The organism is Pseudomonas sp. GW456-E7 (genome assembly GCF_059424105.1).
In genome coordinates, this window is the sequence record NZ_JBWKZB010000041.1 from 12,969 (window position 1) to 34,886 (window position 21,918).

The 21,918-nt window shown below is 62.7% G+C and carries 19 protein-coding genes; 7 read left to right on the plus strand and 12 right to left on the minus strand.

Annotated features, from left to right (window positions below):
• Window positions 1-33 precede the first annotated feature (33 nt).
• From AC07YV_RS22760 to AC07YV_RS22790, 7 genes are all read right to left on the minus strand, one after another.
• Window positions 34-396: a Na+/H+ antiporter subunit G gene (locus AC07YV_RS22760; protein WP_102701440.1), complete on the minus strand. Its 363-nt coding sequence runs from the start codon at window positions 394-396 to the stop codon at window positions 34-36.
• A complete protein-coding gene (locus AC07YV_RS22765; RefSeq protein ID WP_102701439.1) occupies window positions 393-671 on the minus strand; it encodes a K+/H+ antiporter subunit F in 279 nt (92 codons plus the stop codon). The genes AC07YV_RS22760 and AC07YV_RS22765 overlap by 4 nt, the downstream gene beginning before the upstream one ends.
• Window positions 668-1,156: a Na+/H+ antiporter subunit E gene (locus AC07YV_RS22770; RefSeq protein WP_102701438.1), complete on the minus strand. Its 489-nt coding sequence runs from the start codon at window positions 1,154-1,156 to the stop codon at window positions 668-670. The genes AC07YV_RS22765 and AC07YV_RS22770 overlap by 4 nt, the downstream gene beginning before the upstream one ends.
• Complete coding sequence (locus AC07YV_RS22775; RefSeq protein ID WP_102701437.1) at window positions 1,153-2,838, minus strand: monovalent cation/H+ antiporter subunit D; 1,686 nt, start codon at window positions 2,836-2,838, stop codon at window positions 1,153-1,155. The genes AC07YV_RS22770 and AC07YV_RS22775 overlap by 4 nt, the downstream gene beginning before the upstream one ends.
• Entirely contained in the window at window positions 2,835-3,179 is a 345-nt protein-coding gene (locus AC07YV_RS22780) for a Na+/H+ antiporter subunit C (RefSeq protein ID WP_007973781.1), read from the minus strand. Before AC07YV_RS22780 ends, AC07YV_RS22775 begins: the two co-directional genes overlap by 4 nt.
• On the minus strand, window positions 3,179-6,097 hold the full coding sequence (locus AC07YV_RS22785) for a monovalent cation/H+ antiporter subunit A (protein ID WP_102701436.1): 2,919 nt from the start codon (window positions 6,095-6,097) through the stop codon (window positions 3,179-3,181). The genes AC07YV_RS22780 and AC07YV_RS22785 overlap by 1 nt, the downstream gene beginning before the upstream one ends.
• 270 nt (window positions 6,098-6,367) lie before the next feature.
• On the minus strand, window positions 6,368-7,369 hold the full coding sequence (locus AC07YV_RS22790; RefSeq protein WP_102701435.1) for a DMT family transporter: 1,002 nt from the start codon (window positions 7,367-7,369) through the stop codon (window positions 6,368-6,370).
• A 15-nt stretch (window positions 7,370-7,384) separates the two neighbouring features.
• Here AC07YV_RS22790 and AC07YV_RS22795 point away from each other — a divergent pair, with 15 nt between their 5' ends.
• Together AC07YV_RS22795 and AC07YV_RS22800 are read left to right on the plus strand one after the other, a co-directional pair.
• Window positions 7,385-7,948: a helix-turn-helix domain-containing protein gene (locus AC07YV_RS22795; protein ID WP_102701434.1), complete on the plus strand. Its 564-nt coding sequence runs from the start codon at window positions 7,385-7,387 to the stop codon at window positions 7,946-7,948.
• A gap of 14 nt (window positions 7,949-7,962) precedes the next feature.
• Window positions 7,963-9,369, plus strand: coding sequence for an FAD/NAD(P)-binding protein (locus tag AC07YV_RS22800; RefSeq protein WP_102701433.1), 1,407 nt, complete (start codon window positions 7,963-7,965; stop codon window positions 9,367-9,369).
• Between the two features lie 249 nt (window positions 9,370-9,618).
• Here the strand turns inward: AC07YV_RS22800 and AC07YV_RS22805 are convergent, their stop codons facing one another.
• Genes AC07YV_RS22805 through AC07YV_RS22820 form a run of 4 tightly spaced genes read right to left on the minus strand, consistent with a single transcriptional unit; the run spans window position 9,619 to window position 15,253 of the window.
• Window positions 9,619-11,070, minus strand: a complete 1,452-nt coding sequence (locus tag AC07YV_RS22805; protein WP_102701432.1) for a curlin — start codon at window positions 11,068-11,070, stop codon at window positions 9,619-9,621.
• Between the two features lie 29 nt (window positions 11,071-11,099).
• Window positions 11,100-11,561: a curlin gene (locus tag AC07YV_RS22810; protein ID WP_102701431.1), complete on the minus strand. Its 462-nt coding sequence runs from the start codon at window positions 11,559-11,561 to the stop codon at window positions 11,100-11,102.
• Between the two features lie 60 nt (window positions 11,562-11,621).
• Complete coding sequence (locus tag AC07YV_RS22815; protein WP_102701430.1) at window positions 11,622-13,871, minus strand: Ig-like domain-containing protein; 2,250 nt, start codon at window positions 13,869-13,871, stop codon at window positions 11,622-11,624.
• Window positions 13,872-13,906: 35 nt separating this feature from the next.
• Entirely contained in the window at window positions 13,907-15,253 is a 1,347-nt protein-coding gene (locus AC07YV_RS22820) for a hypothetical protein (RefSeq protein WP_102701429.1), read from the minus strand.
• Window positions 15,254-15,529: 276 nt separating this feature from the next.
• Here AC07YV_RS22820 and AC07YV_RS22825 point away from each other — a divergent pair, with 276 nt between their 5' ends.
• From AC07YV_RS22825 to AC07YV_RS22845, 5 genes are all read left to right on the plus strand, one after another.
• Window positions 15,530-16,975, plus strand: a complete 1,446-nt coding sequence (locus AC07YV_RS22825; protein ID WP_102701428.1) for a sensor histidine kinase — start codon at window positions 15,530-15,532, stop codon at window positions 16,973-16,975.
• Window positions 16,976-17,159: 184 nt separating this feature from the next.
• A complete protein-coding gene (locus AC07YV_RS22830; protein ID WP_102701427.1) occupies window positions 17,160-17,381 on the plus strand; it encodes a hypothetical protein in 222 nt (73 codons plus the stop codon).
• Between the two features lie 23 nt (window positions 17,382-17,404).
• Window positions 17,405-18,517: an SCO family protein gene (locus AC07YV_RS22835; protein ID WP_173900841.1), complete on the plus strand. Its 1,113-nt coding sequence runs from the start codon at window positions 17,405-17,407 to the stop codon at window positions 18,515-18,517.
• Window positions 18,518-18,620: 103 nt separating this feature from the next.
• Window positions 18,621-20,114 (plus strand): sensor histidine kinase, encoded by a 1,494-nt coding sequence (locus AC07YV_RS22840; protein WP_102701426.1) that lies wholly within the window; start codon window positions 18,621-18,623, stop codon window positions 20,112-20,114.
• Window positions 20,083-21,516, plus strand: coding sequence for a sigma-54-dependent transcriptional regulator (locus AC07YV_RS22845; RefSeq protein ID WP_102701425.1), 1,434 nt, complete (start codon window positions 20,083-20,085; stop codon window positions 21,514-21,516). Before AC07YV_RS22840 ends, AC07YV_RS22845 begins: the two co-directional genes overlap by 32 nt.
• Here AC07YV_RS22845 and AC07YV_RS22850 read toward each other — a convergent pair whose 3' ends face one another.
• Complete coding sequence (locus AC07YV_RS22850; RefSeq protein WP_102701424.1) at window positions 21,517-21,897, minus strand: hypothetical protein; 381 nt, start codon at window positions 21,895-21,897, stop codon at window positions 21,517-21,519. It lies immediately after the preceding gene.
• Between the last annotated feature and the right edge of the window lie 21 nt (window positions 21,898-21,918).

Genomic DNA, 21,918 nt, shown 5'->3' on the forward strand with positions numbered 1-21,918 from the left:
ATGAGGCCGGTCCAGTCGATGCAAATCCTTGGTCTAACTACCGCTCTCCGTACGCCGACTACTCACCTCAGCCGGCACATCATCCCCGGCCATGCGTTTGCGAAACAGCGCCGCCCGGGCCAGCAGCAAGGTGGTCACCGGCACGGTGATCGCCAGCAGGATCGGAATCAGCCAGGCGTGCAGGACCGGCGCGGACTTGAGCGCCGAAAAGTAGATGATCGAAGCCAGCGCCACGCACCAGGCCCCGAGCGTCGAGGCCAGGGCCGGTGGGTGCATGCGCTGGAAGTAGTCCTTCATGCGCAGCAGGCCCGTGGCGCCGATCAAGGCAAACAGGCTGCCGAGCACCAGCAGGATCGCCACCGGGATTTCCACCCACAACGACAAGGGCGCATTCATTCGATCACCTCACCACGCAGCAGGAATTTCGCCAGGGCGAACGAGCCGACGAAACCGAACAGGGCGATCAGCAGCGCCGCCTCGAAGTAGGTGTCACTGGCATAGCGAATACCCAGCGCCAGCATCATCAGCATCGCGACGATGTACAGGTAGTCCAGCGCCAGGACCCGATCCTGGGCCGACGGCCCTTTGAACAGGCGGATCAGGGTCAGGATCATTGCCAGGGAAAACAGGAACAGGCTCAGCAGGATCGCGTTCGCCAGCAAGGGGCTCATTCGAAGATCTCCATCAACGGACGCTCGTAGGTCGTCTTGAAGTGCTGGATGAACAGCGCCTCGTCGTCCAGGTCGAAGACGTGCAACAGCAGAATGCTGCGGTCCAGCGCCAGCTCCGACCAGACTGTACCGGGCACCACCGTGGTGATCATCGACAGTGCGGCCAGGCCATTGGCGTCGCGCAAGTCCAGCGGCACCTTGATGAATTGCGAGCGGGGCGGGCGGCGACCGGCATTGAGCACGCCCCAGGCCACGGCGAGGTTGGACACCAGCACGTCACGCCCGACCAGCAGGACCAGGCGCAGGATCACCCCCGGACGACGGATGCGCACCGGCAGCGGACGCAACCTGCGCATCATCAGCGGCGCGCAGAACCCCAGCGCCGCCCCCAGCAGCAGATTGCCGGGGCTGGTCGACAAGTTCAGCAACAGCCACAGCAGGCACAAGGCCAGCGACAGCAAGGGTGCGGGAAACAGGCGCTTCATGGTTGCACCTCCTGCGGGATCGCCTTGGCCGAGGGGTTCGGTACGACGCGGGTGTCGAGCACCGCCATCACGTATTGCTGCGGGTTGTACAAGGCATCGGCGGCGGCCTGGGTGTAGCGCAGCAGCGGATCGGCCTTGAAGGTCAGCGCAATGCTCAAGCCCAGCAGGGCGAAGATCGGCACGCATTCCAGGCGTCGCAGCAGGGGCGATGGTCGTTCCGCCGGCGTCCAGAAGCGCTGGATGCCCAGGCGCGAGAAGGCGACCAGCGACGCCAGCCCCGACACAATCAACAGCACCAGCAGGCCCCATGCGGCATTGGAAATCGGTGTGTCGCCGCTGTTGCCCAGGCCCAGCGGATTGAGCAGGGCGCCGATCAACCCGAGTTTGCCGATAAATCCGGAGAGCGGCGGCATGCCGATGATCAGCAAGGCGCAGGCGATGAAGCTCAGGCCGAGAAACGCCATGGTCCACGGGATCACCTGGCCGACCACGGCTTTCTGGTCGTCGTCGAGGTTGGTGCCTTTGGGGGGATGCAGGGATTCCAGGGGGCGGGGCAGCAGTTCGGCTTCGTCTTCGAGCTGTATTTCGTTGGCCGAGCGCGAACGCTCGATCAGTTCGGCCAGCAGGAACAGCGCGCTTAGCGCCAGGGTCGAGCTGAACAGATAGAACAGCGCAGCGCCCACCAGGTTCGGCTGGGCGAAACCGATGGTCGACAACAGGATGCCCGCCGACACCAGAATGCTCAGGCTGGCCATGCGCTCCAGGCGTTGCGCGGCGAGGATCGCCAGGGCGGCGCAGACGATGGTCGCCATGCCGCCGTAGATCAGCCACTCCCCGCCAAAGAACGCCGATGCCCCGGCCTGGGCGGAGAACAGCAGCGTCCACAGGCGCAGCAAGGTGTAGACGCCGACCTTTGTCATGATCGCGAACATCGCCGCCACCGGCGCGCTGGCCGAGGAATAGGCCGGCACCAGCCAGAAGTTCAACGGCCACATGCCGGCCTTGGCCAGAAACGCGACGGCCAGGATCCCCGCGCCGGCGTGCAGCAAGCCCCGGTCAGCTTCGGACACCAGCGGGATCTTTACCGCCAGATCGGCCATGTTCAGCGTGCCGGTCACCCCATAGATCAGCGCCGCGCCAATCAGGAACAGCGACGAGGCCAGCAGGTTGATCGAAATGTAATGCAGCCCCGACGACACCCGCGCCCGGCCCGAGCCGTGGAGCATCAAGCCGTAGGACGCGGCCAGCAACACCTCGAAGAACACGAACAGGTTGAACAGGTCCGCGGTGAGGAATGCGCCGTAGAGCCCCATCAACTGGATCTGGAACAGCGCGTGGAAACTGGAACCGGCGCTGTCCCAGCGGGCCATGGCGAACAACAGGGCACTGACGCCGATGATGCCGGTCAGCACCAGCATCAGCGCCGAGAGGCGATCGACCACCAGCACCAGGCCGAACGGCACTTGCCAGTTGCTCGGCAGGTACACGCCGATGGAGCCGGGCACGCCGGTGGTTTGCGTCCATTGCAACAACGCCACGGCAATGCCCAGCCCGAGCAAGCTGGAGAACAGATTGATCCTGGCCTTGAGCGGCCGGTGCTTCTCGCCGAGCATCAGCATGATCGCGGCCGTCAGCAACGGCAGCAGGATGGGCGCGACGATCAGGTGGGTCATCGCCATCATTCCCTGGGCTCCCGGCCATCCACATGGTCGGTGCCGGTCAGGCCCCGGGACGCCAGCAGCACCACCAGGAACAGCGCGGTCATGGCGAAGCTGATGACGATCGCCGTCAGTACCAGCGCTTGCGGCAACGGGTCGGTGTAGTGCAACAGATCCTGCGGCACGCCGTCCTTGATGATCGGTTCCTTGCCGATGAACAGGCTGCCCATGCTGAAAATGAACAAGTTGACGCCGTAGGACAGCAGGCACAGGCCCATGACCACCTGGAACGTCCGTGGGCGCAGGATCAGCCAAACGCCGGACGCGGCCAGGACGCCGATGGCGATTGCGATGACTTCTTCCATCAGACGGCTCCCTTGGCGGCAACGCATTTAGGCTGGGCAGCGGTTTTGTGACCGCGCACCGATTGGTGGGCGAGGGCGGTGAGGATCAACAGGGTCGAGCCGACCACCACGCCGTACACGCCGATGTCGAAGAACAGCGCGCTGGCCAGGTGGATGTCACCCAGCAGCGGCAACGAAAAATGCCAGGTATGGGTGGTCAGGAACGGGTAGCCGACCAGCATCGCACCCAGGCCGGTGGCCGTGGCAATCATCAGGCCCGTGCCCATCCAGCGCAGCGGCCGCAGGCTCATTTGCGCCTCGACCCACTGCGTGCCGGCGACCATGTATTGCAGAATGAACGCCACCGACATCACCAGCCCGGCGACAAAGCCGCCGCCCGGTTGATTGTGCCCGCGCATGAACAGGTAGAACGACACCACCAGCGCCACCGGCAACAGCAGGCGCACCAGCACCGCCGGCACCATCATGAAGCCGAGCGCGGTGTCGCTGGCGTGACGCGGGTTGACCAGGTCGGTGACCACATCCGGTGCGAGCAAGCGTTGCTGGGCCGGAAGCTGCAGGCTTTCTTTCGGCGGGCGGAAGCGGCGCAGCAGGGCGTAGACGGTCAGGGCCACGGCCACCAGTACGGTGATTTCACCGAGGGTGTCGAAACCGCGGAAGTCCACCAGCATCACGTTGACCACGTTGCTGCCACCGCCTTCGGGCAAGGCGCGACTCAGGTAGAAGGAGGAAATGTCGTTGGGGGTCTGGCGCGTCAGCATGGCGTAGGCCAGCAAGGCCATGCCGACACCGACCACGGTCGACAGCAGCAAGTCGCGGATCCGCCGCACCCGCGCGCGGCGCAGGCTGCCCGGCAACGGCGAGACTTCTTCGATCCGTCGTGGCAGCCAGCGCAGGCCCAGCAGGATCAGCACCGTGGTCACCACTTCGACCGCCAGTTGGGTCAGGGCCAGGTCCGGCGCCGAGAACCAGACGAAGGTGACGCAGGTCATCAGACCGCAGACGCTGACCATGGTCAGGGCCGCCAGACGGTGATACTTGGCCTGGTACGCCGCGCCAAGGGCACAGGCGATGGCCAGCAACCACAGGGTGACGAAGACGATCGAGCCGGGGATCTTCGGCCGGTCGCCCCAGTGCAGGCTGCTGTGCAGCATGGGAATCAAGCCGGCCAGCGCGGCGGCGAGCACCACCAGGAACAACTGCATCTGCAGGCGCCGGGTGCCAATCCGCGGCTCCAGGCGACGGGCCAGGCGCAGGCTGGCGACCAGTGCCCATTCGAACAGGTGCTTGCCGTCCAGACGACCCAAGACGGGCGGACGGTTGAAGCGTCCGCGCTTGAATTGATTGCGCAGCAGCAGATAGAGCACGGTGCCGCAGGACAAGGCGATCAGGCTCATGATCATCGGCGCGTTCAGGCCGTGCCAGATCGCCAGGCTGTATTCGGGCAGGGAGCCGCCGACCACCGGTTGCGCCGCCGCCGCGAGCAGCGGGCCGACCACCTGCGCCGGGAAGATCCCCACCAGCAGGCAAGTGAACACCAGCAACTCGACCGGCGCGCGCATCCAGCGCGGTGGCTCGTGGGGGGTGTGAGGCAAGTCGGTCGCGGGCGGACCGAAGAACACATCCACGGTGAAACGCAGGGAGTAAGCCACGCTGAAGGTACCGGCGATCGTTGCCACGATCGGCAAGCTCAACTCGACCCAGCGCGTGGCATTGATGAACACGGTTTCGGCGAAGAACATCTCCTTGGAGAGGAAACCGTTGAGCAACGGCACGCCGGCCATCGAGGCGCTGGCGACCATGGCCAGGGTGGCGGTGAATGGCATCAGCTTGTACAGGCCGCTGAGTTTGCGGATATCGCGGGTACCGCTTTCGTGGTCGATGATGCCGGCGGCCATGAACAACGAGGCCTTGAACGTCGCGTGGTTGAGGATGTGGAACACCGCGGCGACGGCGGCCAGCGGGCTGTTCAGGCCGAGCAGCAGGGTGATCAGGCCGAGGTGGCTGATGGTCGAGTAGGCCAGCAATCCCTTGAGGTCGTTCTGGAACATCGCGCAATACGCCCCGAGCAACAGGGTGCAGGCACCGGCGCCGCTGACGATGTAGAACCATTCTTCACTGCCCGAAAGCGACGGCCATAGCCGCGCGAGCAGAAACACCCCGGCCTTGACCATGGTCGCCGAGTGCAGGTACGCCGACACGGGCGTCGGCGCGGCCATGGCGTGGGGTAGCCAGAAGTGGAAGGGGAATTGCGCACTTTTGCTCAGGGCGCCGATCAGGATCAGGGGCAACAGGATGGGGTAGAGGGCATGGGCACGAATCAGGTCGCCGGCGGCCAGGACCTTGTCCAGGTCATAGCTGCCGACCACATGGCCGAGCAGCATGACCCCCGCCAGCAGGCACAAACCGCCCGCACCGGTCACCATCAGCGCCATGTAGGCACCGCGCCGGGCATCGGCGCGATGGTGCCAGTAGCCGATCAGCAGGAACGAGAAGAGGCTGGTCAGCTCCCAGAAAAATACGATCTGGATCAGGTTGCCGGAGATCACCAGCCCCAGCATGGCGCCCATGAAGGCCAGGAAAAACGCGAAGAAGCGCGGCACCGGATCGTTCGGCGACATGTAGTAGCGGGCGTACAGCGACACCAGGGTGCCGATGCCCAGCACCAGCAGGGAGAACAGCCAGGCGAAACCGTCCATGCGCAGAACGAAGTTCAGGCCCAGGCTGGGCAGCCAGGAAAACTCTTCGCGAATGACGCCGCCATCGGCGATCTGCGGGTACAGGAAGGCGACCTGAACGCTGCCGATCAGGGCGATCAGGCCAGCCAGCAGGGATTCGGCGTTACGGGCATTGTGCGGCAACACGGCCGCCAAACAGCTGCCTATGAAAGGCAGAAGCAGTAGAACTATCAGGGACATAGGCTTCTAATCTGCGGAAGTTTGTGAAGCATCATACGTGCCAGCTCCCGGATCGCCAAACGCCAAGCTGTCGCAGAATCCTACACGGTAGACGGAAAAGCCCTGATTCACATTGTTTCCGGTAGAAGGGTTTCGCCTGTGCCGACGCCTTCGCGAGCAAGCCCGCTCCCACAGTGTCCGCGTCGTACACAAGTTATGTGAACGCCTCTGAACCTGTGGGAGCGGGCTTGCCCGCGAAGGCGATTTATATGGCGCTGCGGAACCTGCGGTTTATCGCTGTGTTTCCTGCTCCAGTTCCCGCTCAGACGCCGCCTTACCCTTGGTCTTCAACTCGCTGACAATCACCGCCGCCACAATCAACCCGGCCCCGACCAGGGCAATCGCCGGCAAGCGTTCCCCGGCGATGCGCCCGACAATCCCGGCCCATACCGGCTCGCCGGCATAGATCAGCGTGGCGCGGGTCGGTGACACGCTTTTCTGTGCCCAGTTCATCGCCACCTGGATCGCCGCACTCGCCGCCCCAAGGCCCAGTGCGCTGCACAGCAGCAGCCAGGAGAAGTCCGGAATCGCCTCGTTGGTCGGCACCACCATCAGGAACGACAGCGCCGAAGTGACCGCCAGTTGCACCACCGTCACCCGGCGCACATCGACCTGGCCGGCATAGGTGCTGATCAGGATGATCTCGGCCGCAATGGCCACGGCGCTGATCAAGGTGGCGATTTCACCGGGGCTGAAGTTGAACGACGCACCGGCCGGCCCGGACAACAGCATCAACCCGGTAAAGGCCAGCATGATGCCGATGCTCGGCATCAACCCCGGACGCCGCCCCAGCACCAGCCATTGCAGCAATGGCACGAACGGAACATACAAGGCGGTAATGAATGCCGACTGGCTGCTGGGAATGCTCTGCAACCCGACCGTCTGCAAGCCGTAGCCGAGCATGATCGCCACGCCGATGAACGACCCGGCCTTGAGTTCGAACAGGGTCAGGTCGCGCAGGTGACGCCAGGAAAACAGGGCGACGATGCTCGCGGCGGCGGCAAAGCGCAGGCCGACGAAAAACATCGGGCCGCTGACGGTCATCGCATGCTGGACCAGCAGGAAGGTTCCGCCCCAGACCATCGTGATCAGCACCAGCACGCATTCGGCCTTGCTGAACCTTGTGAAACGGGAGGAAGCCTTTGGAGAATTCACCGACGTCATGACCTTGCACGCTACTGGAGGGGGACGCACAATGCGCCGAATGTTGCGCAGTATACTGCCCAACCCCACTCAGTGAGCAATATAGTGCACAAAGATTCTACCCAACGGGCTTCGGTCCTCCAGCACGTCAGCCAAAATGTTCGTCGTTTGCGTCATGCCGCCGACCTGAGCCAGACCGCGTTGGCCGAAAAGTCCGGTGTCAGCCGCCGAATGCTGGTGGCGATCGAGGCGGGGGAAAAGAATGTCAGCCTGACCACCCTCGACCGCGTGGCCGAAGCCCTCGACGTCGCCTTCAGCGATTTGATCCAGGCCCCCGACGCCCGCGATCCCAGCCGTATCAATGAGCTGGCCTGGACCGGCACGATTCCCGGCAGCAAGGCCGTGTTGCTCTCCAAGGCCCAGGCCAGTCGCGAAGTCGAGCAGTGGGAGTGGTGCCTGCAACCGGGCGAGGTGTACCCCTCGGAACCGGACGCCGATGGCTGGAGCGAGCAGATTTATGTCTTCGAAGGTTGCCTGACCGTTATGCTCGGCGACCGGCCACAGAATATTGCGGCGGGTGAATTCTTCATGTTCGCCAGCAACCAGCCGCACTGTTATCGCAATGACGGGACGGTAGCGGCGCGGTTTGTGCGAAATGTGGTGATCTGAACAGGGAGAGCAGGATGGGCCAGACCTTGAACAATGACGCCGATGTCCTGATTGTCGGTGGCGGTCTCAGTGGCGCGATGCTGGCGGCGCAGTTGATGCGATTGCCCGGTCGGCGTCGGGTGCTGGTGATCGAACCCCGTGCCGAGTTGGGGCGGGGCGAAGCCTACAGCGCGGTGGAGTTGGGCCATACGCTCAACGGCAACGCGGCGCGCATGAGTGTCGACCCGGACAACCCCGACGACCTGACCCAATGGCTCACCGACTACATTGCCGGCGGCGGCTGGCCGGAGTCGGACCAGCAGCATGTGCCGATCAGCGAATTGTTTCCGCCTCGGGGAATCTTCGGCCTGTACGCTCGGCAGCGCCTTGCAGAAGCGCAGGCGGTGGGTGCCTTGGTCGGTTCGACGGTCGAGCATGTGCAGGCCGAAGTGGTCGATTTGCAAACCGATGCAGACGCCGTGCGTATGACCTTGAGCGACGGTCGATGCCTGCAGGGCGCTTTTGCGGTACTGGCCACCGGGATGTTCCCCGCCGCGCGCACGCCACAAACCCAATCCAGCGGCTTGAATGCGGCCGCCCTCGATCCGTGGGACGTGGCGGCCATGCAGCAGCTCGATGCGCAATCGACGGTCATGATCATCGGCTCGGGCCTGACCATGGTCGACGCCGTGGTGTCCCTCGAACAGGCCGGACATCGCGGGCCGATCGAAGTGTTTTCCCGCCATGGGCTGCTGCCCCATGTGCGGCGCCAGCCTCCGGCCTGGGTGGATTTTCTCGCCGAGGATCAGGACATCCGCACACCTCGCCAGTTGCTGCGCGAATTGCGTCGACACTGCCGGGACGCCATCGCCCAGGGCATCGACTGGCAGGCGCCACTGGACACGGTACGGGCACACATTGGTCGCTTGTGGCATCAGGCGACGGATGTGCAGCGTCGGCAGTTCGTGCGGCATGTGCGGCCCTGGTGGGAAAGCCATCACCACCGCTCGCCACCCTTGAGTGCCGAACTGGTCGAGCGCTTGTATAAAGAAGGACGGTTGCGTATTCACACAGCGTCCTACCAGGGCCTTGAGCCTTCGATCAATGGCGGGGTGAGCATCCGCCTTCGACGACGCGGCGAGGCGCAGGCCTGTGTGGTCAGCGGTGCTGCCCTGATCAACTCCAGCGGTATCGAATACGACTGGCGCCGGGTCGCGCGACCGTTGCCCCGGCAATTGCTCGCCCGTGGCCTGGTGCGGCCGGGGCCGTTGGCCCTGGGTATTGCGGCAGAAGTCGATGGCGCGGTGCTCAACGCGCAGGGGCTGCCCGCCAGCCGTCTGTTTGCCATGGGCCCGCCGTTGCGCGGCCTGTGGTGGGAAAGCACGGCCGTCACCGATGTGGCGAGCCAGGCCAAGGCGCTGGCCGAGCGACTGGTGCGTTAAGGCTGTCCATTCAACACACTGCGTCGTGCGCTGCACGCCCCGCACTCCCTCTGTAGGAGCAGCCTTCGGCAGCTCCTACAGGGAAACACTCTCCCACCCTGTAGGAGCGAGCTTGCTCGCGAAAAACCTGAGAGCACCGCGGGGTGTCAGGCTCCCCGCATCATCGTTGACCTCCATCGCGAGCAAGCTCGCTCCTACAAGCCGGGCGGTGTTCCGTTTTTCCAAGTAACCCGCCCCGCAGCCCCCCGATTACTGCTGCATCACGGTTGCCTGGTTGGTCGACCCATACTGTTGCACGGTGGCTGTCTGGGTCATGCCGCTCTGGTCGATGTTGGCGATGTTGCCGGTGCCGCCCTGGGTCACGTACGCCACGTTCATGGTGTCGGCCTGTTTGACGGTGATCATGTTGTCGCTGCTGCCGGACAATTGCTGGGTGTACGCGCGGTTGCTGCTGCCGTCCTGATTGAACTCAGTGCTGTTGCCCGAGCCCATTGTGCTGCCCATGGCCAGGTTGGTCTCGCCGCGCTGGTCGGAGATCAGGATGTTGTCAGTGCCGTTCTGGTCGAAGTACAGCTCGTTATACAAATTGTCCTGGCTGATGGTGGTTTTGTTGCCGGTACCGGTCTGGTTAGTGGTGACGATATGGCCGGTGCCGTTCTGGGTGAAGTTGGCGACGTTGTCGTAGCCATTCTGGTTGATGGTCGCACGCTGGCCGGTGCCGAACTGGCCGCCGGTCTGCGGGCCTTTCCAGTTGCTGGCGTAAACCTTGTTGCCGTCGCCTGTGGTGTTGACATTGAGCACCTGGTCTGTGCCGTTTTGGTAGGTGTAATGCACGTTGCTGTTGCCTTGTTGATAGAGCGCCAGGGTCGAGTTGGCGGATTCGTACTGGTCGGCATAGAGGGCGTTGAGGTTGCCGACCTGCAACACCGAAGCCACGTTGTTATCGCCAAAGCTCTGGTCGACGATGGTTTCGTTGGTGTTCCCGTATTGGTTGATGGTGGCCTGGCTGGCGACCTGAGTCTCTTGCCAGACTTCGGTGCCGTTGCCGTTGCCGTACTGGTTGATGGTCAGGTTGCCGCCCTGGCCGTTGCGCTGGTCGCCATAGGCATAGTTGCCGTCGCCGTTCTGGTTGATGTCCATCCGGGCGCCGTTGTGCAACACCTGTTCGGCGGTGCCGTAGTTCTCGTTGCCGTGCTGGGTGACCGTCGCTTTATTGTCGACGCCCACCTCCGTCTGTTCGACGTTGGCTTCGTTGTTGTCACCGAACTGGAAGGTCTTGGCGGACGCGCCGTCCTGGCTGCTTTGGTAGATGAGCGAAAAGCTGCCGTTACCTTCCTGTTGCTGCAAGGCTTCGCTGCTACCCACGCCGATTGACTGGCTGGCATGGGTGTTGTTGTACGTGCCGGACTGCAGCTGATGGATGGTGCTGCCGTTTTCGTACAGTTGCTCGGCATAACCGGCGTTGTACTGGCCGGACTGTTGCTGGTCGATGGTGCTGGTGGCGGTGTCCTGCACCGCCGCGGCATCGTTGCCCAGACCCTGTTGCTGTTGATTGGCGCTACTGAGCGGAGCCGCGATCTGCTTCACGTCGGCGATGTTGGCGGTGCCGTCCTGAAACTGGTTGGAAATGCTGTCTTCAGCCATGGCCTGGGCACTGGCCATGACGAGGATCGCGGCGGTGAGGGGCGTCAATTTGAACATGATTGAATCTCCATATCGGGTGCAGTGCTTTAGCGATATTGTTTGACCGAAACGCTCATGCCGTTCCCGGACTGGTTCACGGCGCTTTGCAGCCCCGTGCCGGCCTGGTCGATGCTGGCGCTGTTGTCATTGCCGTTTTGCGAGATCCGGGCGCGGTTGTGGCTGCCTGTCTGGGTAATCGAGGCATCGTTACCGGACCCTTGTTGATTGATCATTGCCATCAAGTCGCTTCCTTGTTGCAGGATGTAGGCCTCCTGATTGCTGCCCGACTGGACGATGCTGCCGAGCAACGACTGACCGTTCTGTTGCAGCATCGCGACGTTGGCCTGGCCGTTCTGGTCGATCAACGCGTGCTGACCTGCCGGTGGTGGCAATTCACCAAGATCGCCACCGGGGCCGAGGTCCTCGTTTTCCATCAAGTCGTCGGCGTGCACGCCTGCACTGCCGCAGAGCAGAAGCAGGCAGAGCAGGGCGGCAGTCGAAGTTTTCATGGGCCTGTCCTTAGGGTTGAAGCCGGCCCCATCAACCCGCGCGGTTGATGGGGCGCGGGCTCAGTTGGCGATCACCGGCACCGAACGCACGGAGCCTTGGGACGAGGTGATCGTGGCGGTCGGGTTCGCCGACGGAACCACCGTGGTGGTGTTGTTCACCGTCAACCTCCAGCGTCCATTCAGCGGTACGGAGGTGGTGCCCAGGGTGACCAGCCCGGCAGGGGTCGTGACCTTGATGGTGATGGTGTTGCCGGTGGTCACCGATGAGGTGCCGGCAAAGTCCCAGGTGAAGCGGTTATTGGAGCGGGCGCTCACCGTTGCGGTGGTCACTGCGAAGGTTTCCGCAGCAGGCCGTGGCGAGACTTGCACCGTGACCGTGGCCGGCGTCGTCGACACGGCGCCGAAGCTGTCCCTGGCGAAGTAGGTGAAGGTCGTGGTGAAGGCCGTGGGGACGGAGGCCGGTGGCGTGTAGGTGAGCACCGTGCCGTTACTGCTGACGGTGCCGCGACCTGTCGGTGGTGGCGTGAAGCTGGCGACGGCCAGTGGCAGGTTGCCTTCCGGATCGGTGTCGTTGGCCAGCACGTTGATCGGGATCGCCACACCCAGGGTCGTGACGGCATCGGCGACTGCCACCGGAGGCCGGTTAGGCGCCACGGTAATGGTCACGGTTGCCGCCGTCGTCGAGGCCAGGCCTTTGACGTCCTGGGCCTTGTAGGTGAAGGTCGCGGTCAGCGGCGCGTTGACCACGGCGGGAGGGGTGTAGACCACCGCCGTGGTGCCGCTCAATGCCACGGTGCCCTGGCCGGCGGCTGGTGGGGTCAGCGCGGTAATGCTCAGCGGTGTGTTGCCATCAGGGTCCCTGTCGTTGGCCAGCAGGTTGAGGGTGATCGGCACGCCGAAGCTGGTGCTGCCGGTATCGGCGACGGAGATCGGTGCCTGGTTAGCGCCGGTGTCCGGTGCAGTGCCGACGACAACGACTGGCTCGGTGTCACTGCCGCCGGCGGCGGATTTCACCGTGACGGTTGCCGGTGGTTGGGCCAGGTCGGCCACCGTCAGGCGTTGCAGGGTGCCGGTTTTCGACAGCCGTCCGTAACCCTGGGCGACCATGTCCGGTACCACCACTTCGTCTGTGGAGGTGGCCTCGATCAGTAGGCTGTGGTTGCTCCAGCTATAACTGGCGGTCTGGATTTTCACCACGTCCGAGAGTTTGCTCGACACCGCGGTCGGGCGGGTGGTGCCGGCCGGGTTGGTGGCGGTCACCACCACGACCGGCGGCACGGTGCCGTTGGCCAGCAGATGCTGGGCGAAGAACGTGCCGTTGTTATCGCTCACCATGTTGGTCTGGCAAGGCGTCGGTGGTGGGCCGGGCACCAGGGCGATGCTTTCGCGAAAGCACAGGCTCGAACCGTTGGCGGCTTTGGCAAACACTTCGACCCGGGTGTTGTTGCCACCCGTGCCGGCGGTGCGCCGGTAGGTGGCACGGCTCATGTCCACCGCGGTTTGCGCGCGGCTGTCGAGCACCTTGCCGGCCACGGTGAAGAGGTTGGTCTGGATGGTCCCGGCCGGGCCCTGGATGCGTACGAAGTTGGTGTTGTTGGGGCTGCCGGTCACGGCCTCGGTGAGGTTCGGGTCGCCGATGAAGGTTTCGATGGCGCCGGTGTCCGGATTCACTGCGGTGTAGGGGCCGTTGACGCTGCGCAGGAACGGCCCGAGCGCACCGTTGACCGCACCGGTGAATACCCCTGGCGCACCGATGCCGACGTCCCGGGTGATGTTGATCGCACGACGGCCAGGGGTGGTGACGTTGACCGTTTCCACACCATAGGGGTGGGTAATGGTGTAGGTCCCGGCAGTGGGAATATTTATCCGCATGCGAATCCGCGCGAAGCTGATCTGGTCGCCATCGACCGGATTGCCGCCAGCAAAGGCAGCCTCGATCCCTGCGACATAAGCGTCCATGCCATAGCCGGCGGCGTTGTTGGGGATGCTGGTCTCGGCCAGGTACCAGAAGGCTTCGTCCGGCCAGTTATCCGGGAACACCATCGGCTGGGTGTCATCGAAAATGCCGGGTGTCGGCAGCAGGGTGCACATGTAGGCCGGTGGCACACTGGCAGCGACCCGTGTGCTGACGGCACGGGACTGGCACAGCTCCATCGACAGCTGATTGTTGTCCTGATACCAGATCGGGAATTTCCCGGTGGCAAAGGTGTAGGGGCCGGGATCGACGGCGGCGAGTTGCGCGAAAGCACTGCCGGACAGCGATAGAGTCAGTCCCAGGGCGTTGACCGCCAGGCGTGGCCATTTGTTCATGATGCCTCCTGATGAGGATCTGGGCATGTGAGCGTTCATTGCACGATGACCACTTCTTCGGTATCGCTGCCGCCATTGGCTGACGTCACGCGAACCTGGGCTGGCGGAACCGGCGTGATGCCGGTGGCCAGGCTTTTCACGGCGCCGTCGCCACTCAGGGCGCCGATGGCAAGACCGGTGCCGGTGGTAGCGGTGAGCACCGGTGGCGACGTTTCGTCGCTGGTCGAGGCGGTGATGCTGATTTGCCCGGTGCTCAGGCTGTACTCGGCACGTGAGATGGTCACCAGGTCGGTCAGCGGCATGGGCAAGACGGTCGGCGTGCTGCTGGCGATGGCCAGGTGGTTGTCGGCGGTCACCTGCAAGGTGCTCGGCAGGGCCGGATTGGTCGGCGACTGCGCATACCAGTGGCCGGTGGTGTTCGCTTCGGAGAGGTTCAGGACCGGGTTGTTGCTGGTCAGGGTCACGCTGGCCGGTGGCGGCGGGGCCATCACGAACACATCCTGCTGGGCCACCGGTGCGCTGGCGCCGGCATGTCGCGAGTAGGTGCTGCGTTCGGCGATCACCGGGGTCGGCCGGACGACCGTCGACAACTTGCCGGAAACCGCAAAGAGGGTGGTGCGCAAGTCCAGGCCGTTGGGGCCTTCGATGCGCACGTAGTTGGTGTTGAACGGGCTACCGGTGACGGCTTCGTTGAGGTTCGGATCGCCGACGAATTTTTCCGCCTGGCCCGTGGTCGGGTTGGTCTCGGTGTAGGGGCCGTTGACGCTGCGCAGGAAGGGTCCGACGTCGCCCTTGAGCGCGCCGTCATAGGTTTTGGGCGCGCCGATGCCGATGTCCCGGGTCATGTTGATCGCCCGCCGGCCGGGGGTGTCGATATTGAATACGTCGACGCCGTAGGGGTGGGTGATGACATAGGTGCCGGCAACGGGCACGTCGACGCGGATACGGATACGGGCGAAGCTGATCTGATCGCCCTCCAGCGGATCACCACCGCTGAAGGCCGCTTCGAGCGCCGAGACATAGGTCAGGTCGATGCCTCGGGCCGCGTCGACGATGGTCGTTTCGCCTGTCGCCCAGAACGCTTCGTCGGGGAAGTTGGTCGGGAAGACCAACGGTTTGGTGTCATCGAAAATCCCGGGGTTAGGGATCAACGAGCACATGTAAGTCGGGGCGCCAGGCGCGCTGGCAACCCTGGAACTGACAGCTTTTGACAGACACAGGTCAAGGGTCCGGCCGTGGGCATCCTGATACCAGGCGGCGAAGTTGCCATTGGCTGGCAGGTAGGGTCCCGGGTCTACGGCAAACAGCGCTGCCTGGGCGATGCCTTGGGCTAGAGCGGTCACGACCAGCGCGGTCGCGGTTTTGCACAGTAAAGGGTGCATGAGTATTCCCTCTATCGAAGTACCTGCCCCTTGGGGATGGGTCAGTTGGCAGGGAGGGTGGCAACTTCCATACCAATCAGCGAAAACGCCCGGGAGAGGCCCGGAGTAAAGGCGTTGACGCAGTCGCGGCCGACAGACCGGGAAGTGTTCAAGCGGGCGGTTGTCCCCAACATTGGGGTAATGGGGCGTATGGGAGAGGGGAATCGCAGTCCCCGGGTCCGGGCAAACCGCCTTGAGTGGGCTATAAACCTAAGGGGGGTTACCGGGAACGTGTCCATGACCACAATCGCTAAAGTGCTTGCGACCGAAAGCGAAGTCCGCTTGAGAACGCGCAAGCAGCCGTTCGATCTGCTGCGCTGGTTTTCGCTGATCAGCATGGCGGTGATCGGCACGGTAGCGGTGGCGCTGGGGGCGGTGTCCACGCGGTTCGTGATTACCGAAAGCGTGCAGCGCGATGCGCTGTTGACCTCACAGTTCGTTCAGGCGATCGCCGTGGCCGAAGTGCGCCATGTGTCGATTCCCAACGTGCGGACCATGGGCCAGTTGCTCGACCCACGAACAGACAAGGACTTTCCCGACGTCGACCCGCTGGCCCGGGCCAGTGCCCGTGATGAATTCCTCGACCATATCGAAAATCTGCCGGACGTGATCCTGGCCAATATCTATGCCCCCGACCGCATGGTGATCTGGTCGACCAACCCGTCCTTGATGGGCACCACGATTCATGACGATGAAGACCTCGAACGGGCATTCAACTCGAAGACTTCCGTGTCGACCAGTTATCACGAGGTGGACAAATCGCGCATGGAGCAGAAGTTCGTGGTGCCACCGAAATTCATCTTCCTCGAGAACTACATTCCCCTGTTCGACGCCGATGGCACCACCGTCACGGCGATGGTCGAGATCTACAAGGAACCGCAGGACCTGATCAACCGCATGGAACGCGGCCTGGTGCTGATCTGGCTGGCGACCGCCCTGGGCGGCGCGCTGATTTACCTGGGCCTGTACTGGATCGTGCGGCGTGCGGCGATCCTGCTGGCGACTCAGCAGAAGCAGTTGATCACCAACGAAACCTTCGTCGCGCTGGGGGAGATGTCCTCGGCGGTCGCCCACAGTCTGCGCAATCCGTTGGCGAACATCCGTTCAAGCGCCGAGCTGGCGATGGAGTTCGACGACGGCCCGGCACACCGGAACATCAGTGACATCATCGGTCAGGTCGATCGCATGTCGAATTGGGTACGGGAGTTGCTCCAGTCCCTGCGACCGCTCAATGACGAGGCGGAACCGGTGAACCTGGTGGCTGCACTGCACGACAGCCTGCTGGCTTACGAGCAGCAGATCGGCAAGGCCAGGGTCAACGTGGTGTTCGAGCCGGACCAGACGCCCATGGTCCTGAGCCAGCACGTGCAACTGACCCAGATCCTCAACAGCCTGCTGTCCAACGCGGTGGAAGCCATGGACAGCGGCGGAACGCTGACCATCCGGATCGAGCCCCGCGAAGCCGAGCGTGTCAGCGTGACGGTCAGCGATACCGGCAAAGGCATGAGCGAAGAACAGCGCACCATGGCCTTCCGGCCGTTCTTCACCACCAAGCAGGGCGGGCTGGGCGTCGGGCTGGTGCTGGTCAAGCGGATCATGGAGCGTTTTGGCGGGGTAGTGACCCTCGATAGCCGTGAAGGCGAGGGCACCACTGTTCGCCTGTCGTTTAATCTGGCCCCCTGATAATGGGGACGAACTGTCCCCGTTAACGGGTCAAACCCCCAGTCATTTCCACGGACGTAGTGCATTGATGTCGATAAATCATTGTTTTATCGAGTGTTAATGATTTTGCATAAAACAGTTACAGAACTGGCGAGATCCTTGCAAGACCACCATCACCCCCTTCACGACATCGAGGCGGCTGGCGATGGAAAACAAAGCGCAGTGCAGCGAAGAAGCCTTCGATTTGCCTGACGGGGTCAAAGGCTCACGCAACACCGCGCGGGTGGAAAACGCTCTGCCGCCTGCAGTGCAGGCCCGTTTTGACTACCCCACCACGCCAACGGCGCCCTTGCCGTTTCCACCGACGGCCAATGGCCCGTTGCGCCGCACTGCCAACCTTCCTCAATCGCAACGGCTTCGGTCCTGAACTTGAACAGGGAGGGTGTCGACATGAACATGCAGACGCATTCACCGCGCTCACGCGCTTTGGGCATGCACCTGGTGCTGATGCTGGTGACCGGTTTGCTGGCCAGCCAGTTGCTGGTCGCCAGCCAGCCATTGTCGACGCCCACACCGGCTCCGGCAGTCGCTCCCGAATCCGCTGTCGTTGAAGACGCCACCCCGTGGGGTCGCGACTATTTCCCCAACACCCTGCTGACCGACCAGGACGGTCGGCAACTGCGTTTTTTCGATGACATGATCAAAGGCAAGGTGGTGGTGATCAATTTCATCTTCACCACCTGCAGCGACTCCTGTCCCCTGGAAACCGCGCGTCTGCGTCAGGTGCAGAAACTGCTGGGAGACAGGGTTGGCAAGGACATCTTCTTCTACTCCATCAGCATCGACCCCTTGAGCGACACCCCCGAGGTGCTCAAGGCCTATGCGCAACGCTTCCAGGTCGGGCCCGGGTGGAAATTCCTCACCGGGGAATTCGCCGACGTCACCGAGCTGCGGCAGAAACTGGGCCTGTTCATCGAAGGCATCGATAACGGCCGCAACAAGGACCACAACCTGAGCCTGATCGTCGGCAACCAGGAAACGGGCCGCTGGATGAAAGCCTCGCCGTTCGAAAATCCGTGGATCCTGGCCGACCAACTGGCCAACACCCTGCAGAACTGGAAGCAGCCCAGTGTCGAAGAAAGCTACGTCGATGCGCCGGAAATCCGGCCGCCAAGCAATGGCGAAGAGCTGTTCCGCACCCGCTGTGCGTCTTGCCACAGCCTCGGCCCACTGGACGGGCAGGGTATCGGTGTGCACAGCATCGGCCCGGACCTGATCGGCGTGACCCGTAAGCGCGATCCGGCCTGGCTCAACCGCTGGATCCGCGAACCGGATCGCATGCTGGCGGAAAAGGACCCGATTGCGACGGAGCTGTTCGAACGCTACAACCGGATTTCGATGCCCAACCTGCGGCTGGACCAGAAGTCCGCCCAGTCCATCATCGACTTCCTGCAGGAAGAAACCGACCGTCAGCATCCACCGGTGGCGCCCTTGGTCAGCGGTAACGAAGAGCCGGAACATCATCACGCCGTCGAACAACCGGAGATGCCCCCGGTGCAATAGCGTCAAAATAGTTATGTGGGCCAGTCAATTGCTATCAATGTTACCTACACTGACTTGATACAGGGCTGGAAAGGCTGGTTTTCAAGGACTCAGGACAGACCCCATGCAGATACTGGAACAACAAAAAGTACCTGCGCCGCAGGCCCCGGCAGCTTCGCGCAAGGGCTGGCTGCCTCAATTCAACTTGCTGCGCTGGTTCTCCCTGGCCAGTTTTTTCATCATTGCCGTGGTGGCGCTGGGGCTGGGCTACATCTCCACGCGCTTCGTGGTCGATGAAAGCATCGAGCGCGATTCGATGCTGACCGCGCAGTTCATCCAGGCCATTGGCGAGGCCGAAATCCGTCATGCCGGAATTTCGCCGGACAGAACCATGGGCGAAATGCTCGACCCGCGACTGGACCATGCCTATGCCGACGTCCGTCCCGAATCCCGGGCCGCCGCACGTGCCGAGTTTCTCGATCATGTGGAGCATCTGCCGGACATCCTGCTGGCGACGGTGTATGCCCAGGATCGCACGGTGGTCTGGTCGACCAACCCCGAGTTGATCGGCGTGCGCATCGAGGACGACGATGAACTGGATGAATCCTTCGAAATGAAATCGCCGGTGTCCACCAGCTACCACGAGATCGATGAAGAGCGTCCCGAGCAGCGCCTGCTGCACGAACCGGAATACCTGTTCGTCGAGAACTACATCCCGATGTTCAACGCCGACAAAAGCAAAGTGATTGCCATGGTGGAGATCTACAAGGAACCGGTGGACCTGGTGGGACGCATCCAGCGTGGCTTCAAGGCGATCTGGCTGGCAACCCTGATTGGCGGGGCGGCGATCTACCTGGGGTTGTTCTGGATCGTGCGGCGTGCGGCGATACTGTTGCAAAGCCAGCAAAAACAGCTGATCGCCAACGAAACCTTTGTCGCCCTGGGGGAAATGTCCTCGGCGGTCGCCCACAGCTTGCGCAATCCACTGGCCAACATCCGCTCCAGCGCCGAACTGGCCCAGCACATCGCCAGCCAGCCGGCCCAGAAAAACATTGGCGACATCATCAATCAGGTCGACCGCATGTCGCGTTGGGTCCGGGAGTTGCTGGTGTCGTTGCGGCCGATGAATGACGACTTTGAAACGGTCGACCTGGTGCTCGCCATCGAAGACACCCTGAGTGCCTTTGAGTCCCTGATCAAGCGCTCGAACGTCGAAGTGCGTTTCGCGCCCGCCAGCGTGCCACCGGTCGTCAGCCACCAGGTGCTACTGACGCAAATACTCAATAGCCTGTTTGCTAACGCACTGGAAGCCATGCCCAAGGAGGGCATGCTGACGATCGAGATCGACTCCACGGTGCCCGGCTACTTGAGCATGATCCTGACCGACACCGGCAAGGGGATGTCCAAACAACAACAACAAATGGTCTTCAAGCCGTTTTTCACCACCAAACAAGGTGGATTGGGCGTGGGCCTGGCCCTGGTCAAAAGAATAATGGAGCGTTTTGACGGCTCGGTCGAACTGACCAGCCGGGAGCAGGAAGGAACCCGCGTTTGTCTCAATTTCAAAGTGGCAACGGGAGGGGTATATGGAGCACAGCATTCTGCTGGTCGAGGATGACGAGATCCTCGCCGAGAATATTCAGACTTACCTGGAGCGCAAGGACTTCGAGGTGACCGTCTGCCACTCGGCTGAAGATGCACTGGAGCAGTTGGGTTCTTTCGCACCTGACGTGGTACTGACCGACAACTCGTTGCCGGGCATGAGTGGTCACGACCTGATCCAGAAGCTGCGCATCAGCGCGCCGGATCTGAAAGTGATCATGATGACCGGTTATGGCAACGTCGAAGACGCCGTGGTGGCAATGAAGGAGGGCGCCTTTCACTACGTCACCAAACCGGTGGCCCTGCCGGAACTCAAGCTGCTGCTGGACAAGGCCCTGGCGACCGACCGCATGGAGCGCACGCTGTCCTTTTATCAGGAGCGTGAGGCCCAGAAGTCGGGGGTGCAGGCACTGATTGGCGAGTCGGCACCGATGGTGTATCTCAAGGGCACCATCAGCCAGTTGCTCGACGCCGAACGGCGGATGGCCAACAGCGATCTGCCGCCGGTCCTGGTGGAAGGCGAGACCGGTACCGGCAAGGAACTGGTGGCCCGGGCACTGCACTTCGACGGCCCGCGCAGCAAAGGCCCGTTCATAGAATTCAACTGCGCTTCGATCCCGTCCAACCTGGTGGAATCAGAGCTGTTCGGCCACGAGAAGGGCGCCTTCACCGACGCCAAGGACCGTCGCATGGGGCTGGTGGAAGCGGCTGATGGCGGCACGCTGTTCCTCGATGAAATCGGTGAAATGGACCTGCTGTTGCAAGCCAAGCTTCTCAAGCTGTTGGAAGACCGGACCATTCGCCGGGTCGGTTCGGTGAAGGAGCGCAAGGTCGATCTGCGGGTGATCAGCGCCACCAACTGCAATCTCGAACAGATGGTCCAGCAAGGCAAGTTCCGCCGCGATCTGTTTTTCCGCCTGCGCATCATTTCAATCAAGGTGCCGCGCCTGTACGCCCGTGGCGCCGATATCCTGCTGCTGGCCCGGCACTTCCTGGGGCTGCATGGCAAACGCTACGGCAAGCCGAACCTGTATTTCAGCAACCAGGCCGAAGAGTTGCTGCTCAGCTACAGCTGGCCAGGCAACGTACGCGAATTGCGCAACATGCTGGAGCAAACCGTGTTGCTGGCGCAAAGCGACACCATCGCTGCCCATCAATTGAACGTCTGCCTGAGCCTGGTGGATGAGCCACCGATGTTTCACCACGAGCCGCAACATTTCAGCGAACAGCGTCCGTCCTACAACGGCGGCGAATCCATGAACCTGCCGGAAGTGGAGCGCGACATGGTGCGCAAGATGCTCGACAAGACTGACTGGAACGTCACCAAGTCGGCACGCCTGCTGGGTCTTAGCCGTGACATGTTGCGCTACCGGATCGAAAAGCTCGGCCTCGCCCGCCCGGACAAACGCCAGTGGTAATCATTGCAACACCGGGCCCTGTCTCAGGCAGGACATCAAGCAACCGGGATTCTCGACTTCCTGGTTCACGTAGACGCCACGCTCAGGATCGTAGGAGCGGATAAACACCCGGACCGTCGCATCAGCCACGGTTGGCAGGCGCGAGTCGGTAAACACATGCTCGCTTGAAACCGGAATGAAATCCCCGGGCGCGGTCGGGATGTATGAGCCCGGCGGGATGATGTTCATGGACGGTGGTGAGGGGTGGGCGAAGGGTTGGTCGGCGCCGTAATAGTTGAATTCACTGCTGTAGTCCGTGGTGTTTGGAAAGTCGTCGGCGTGGGCTGCAGCGGACACGCTCAGGCAGAAGGCGAAGAGAAGCGTCAGGTCGGTCTTTTTCATGGCAACACCTGCTAAATCGGT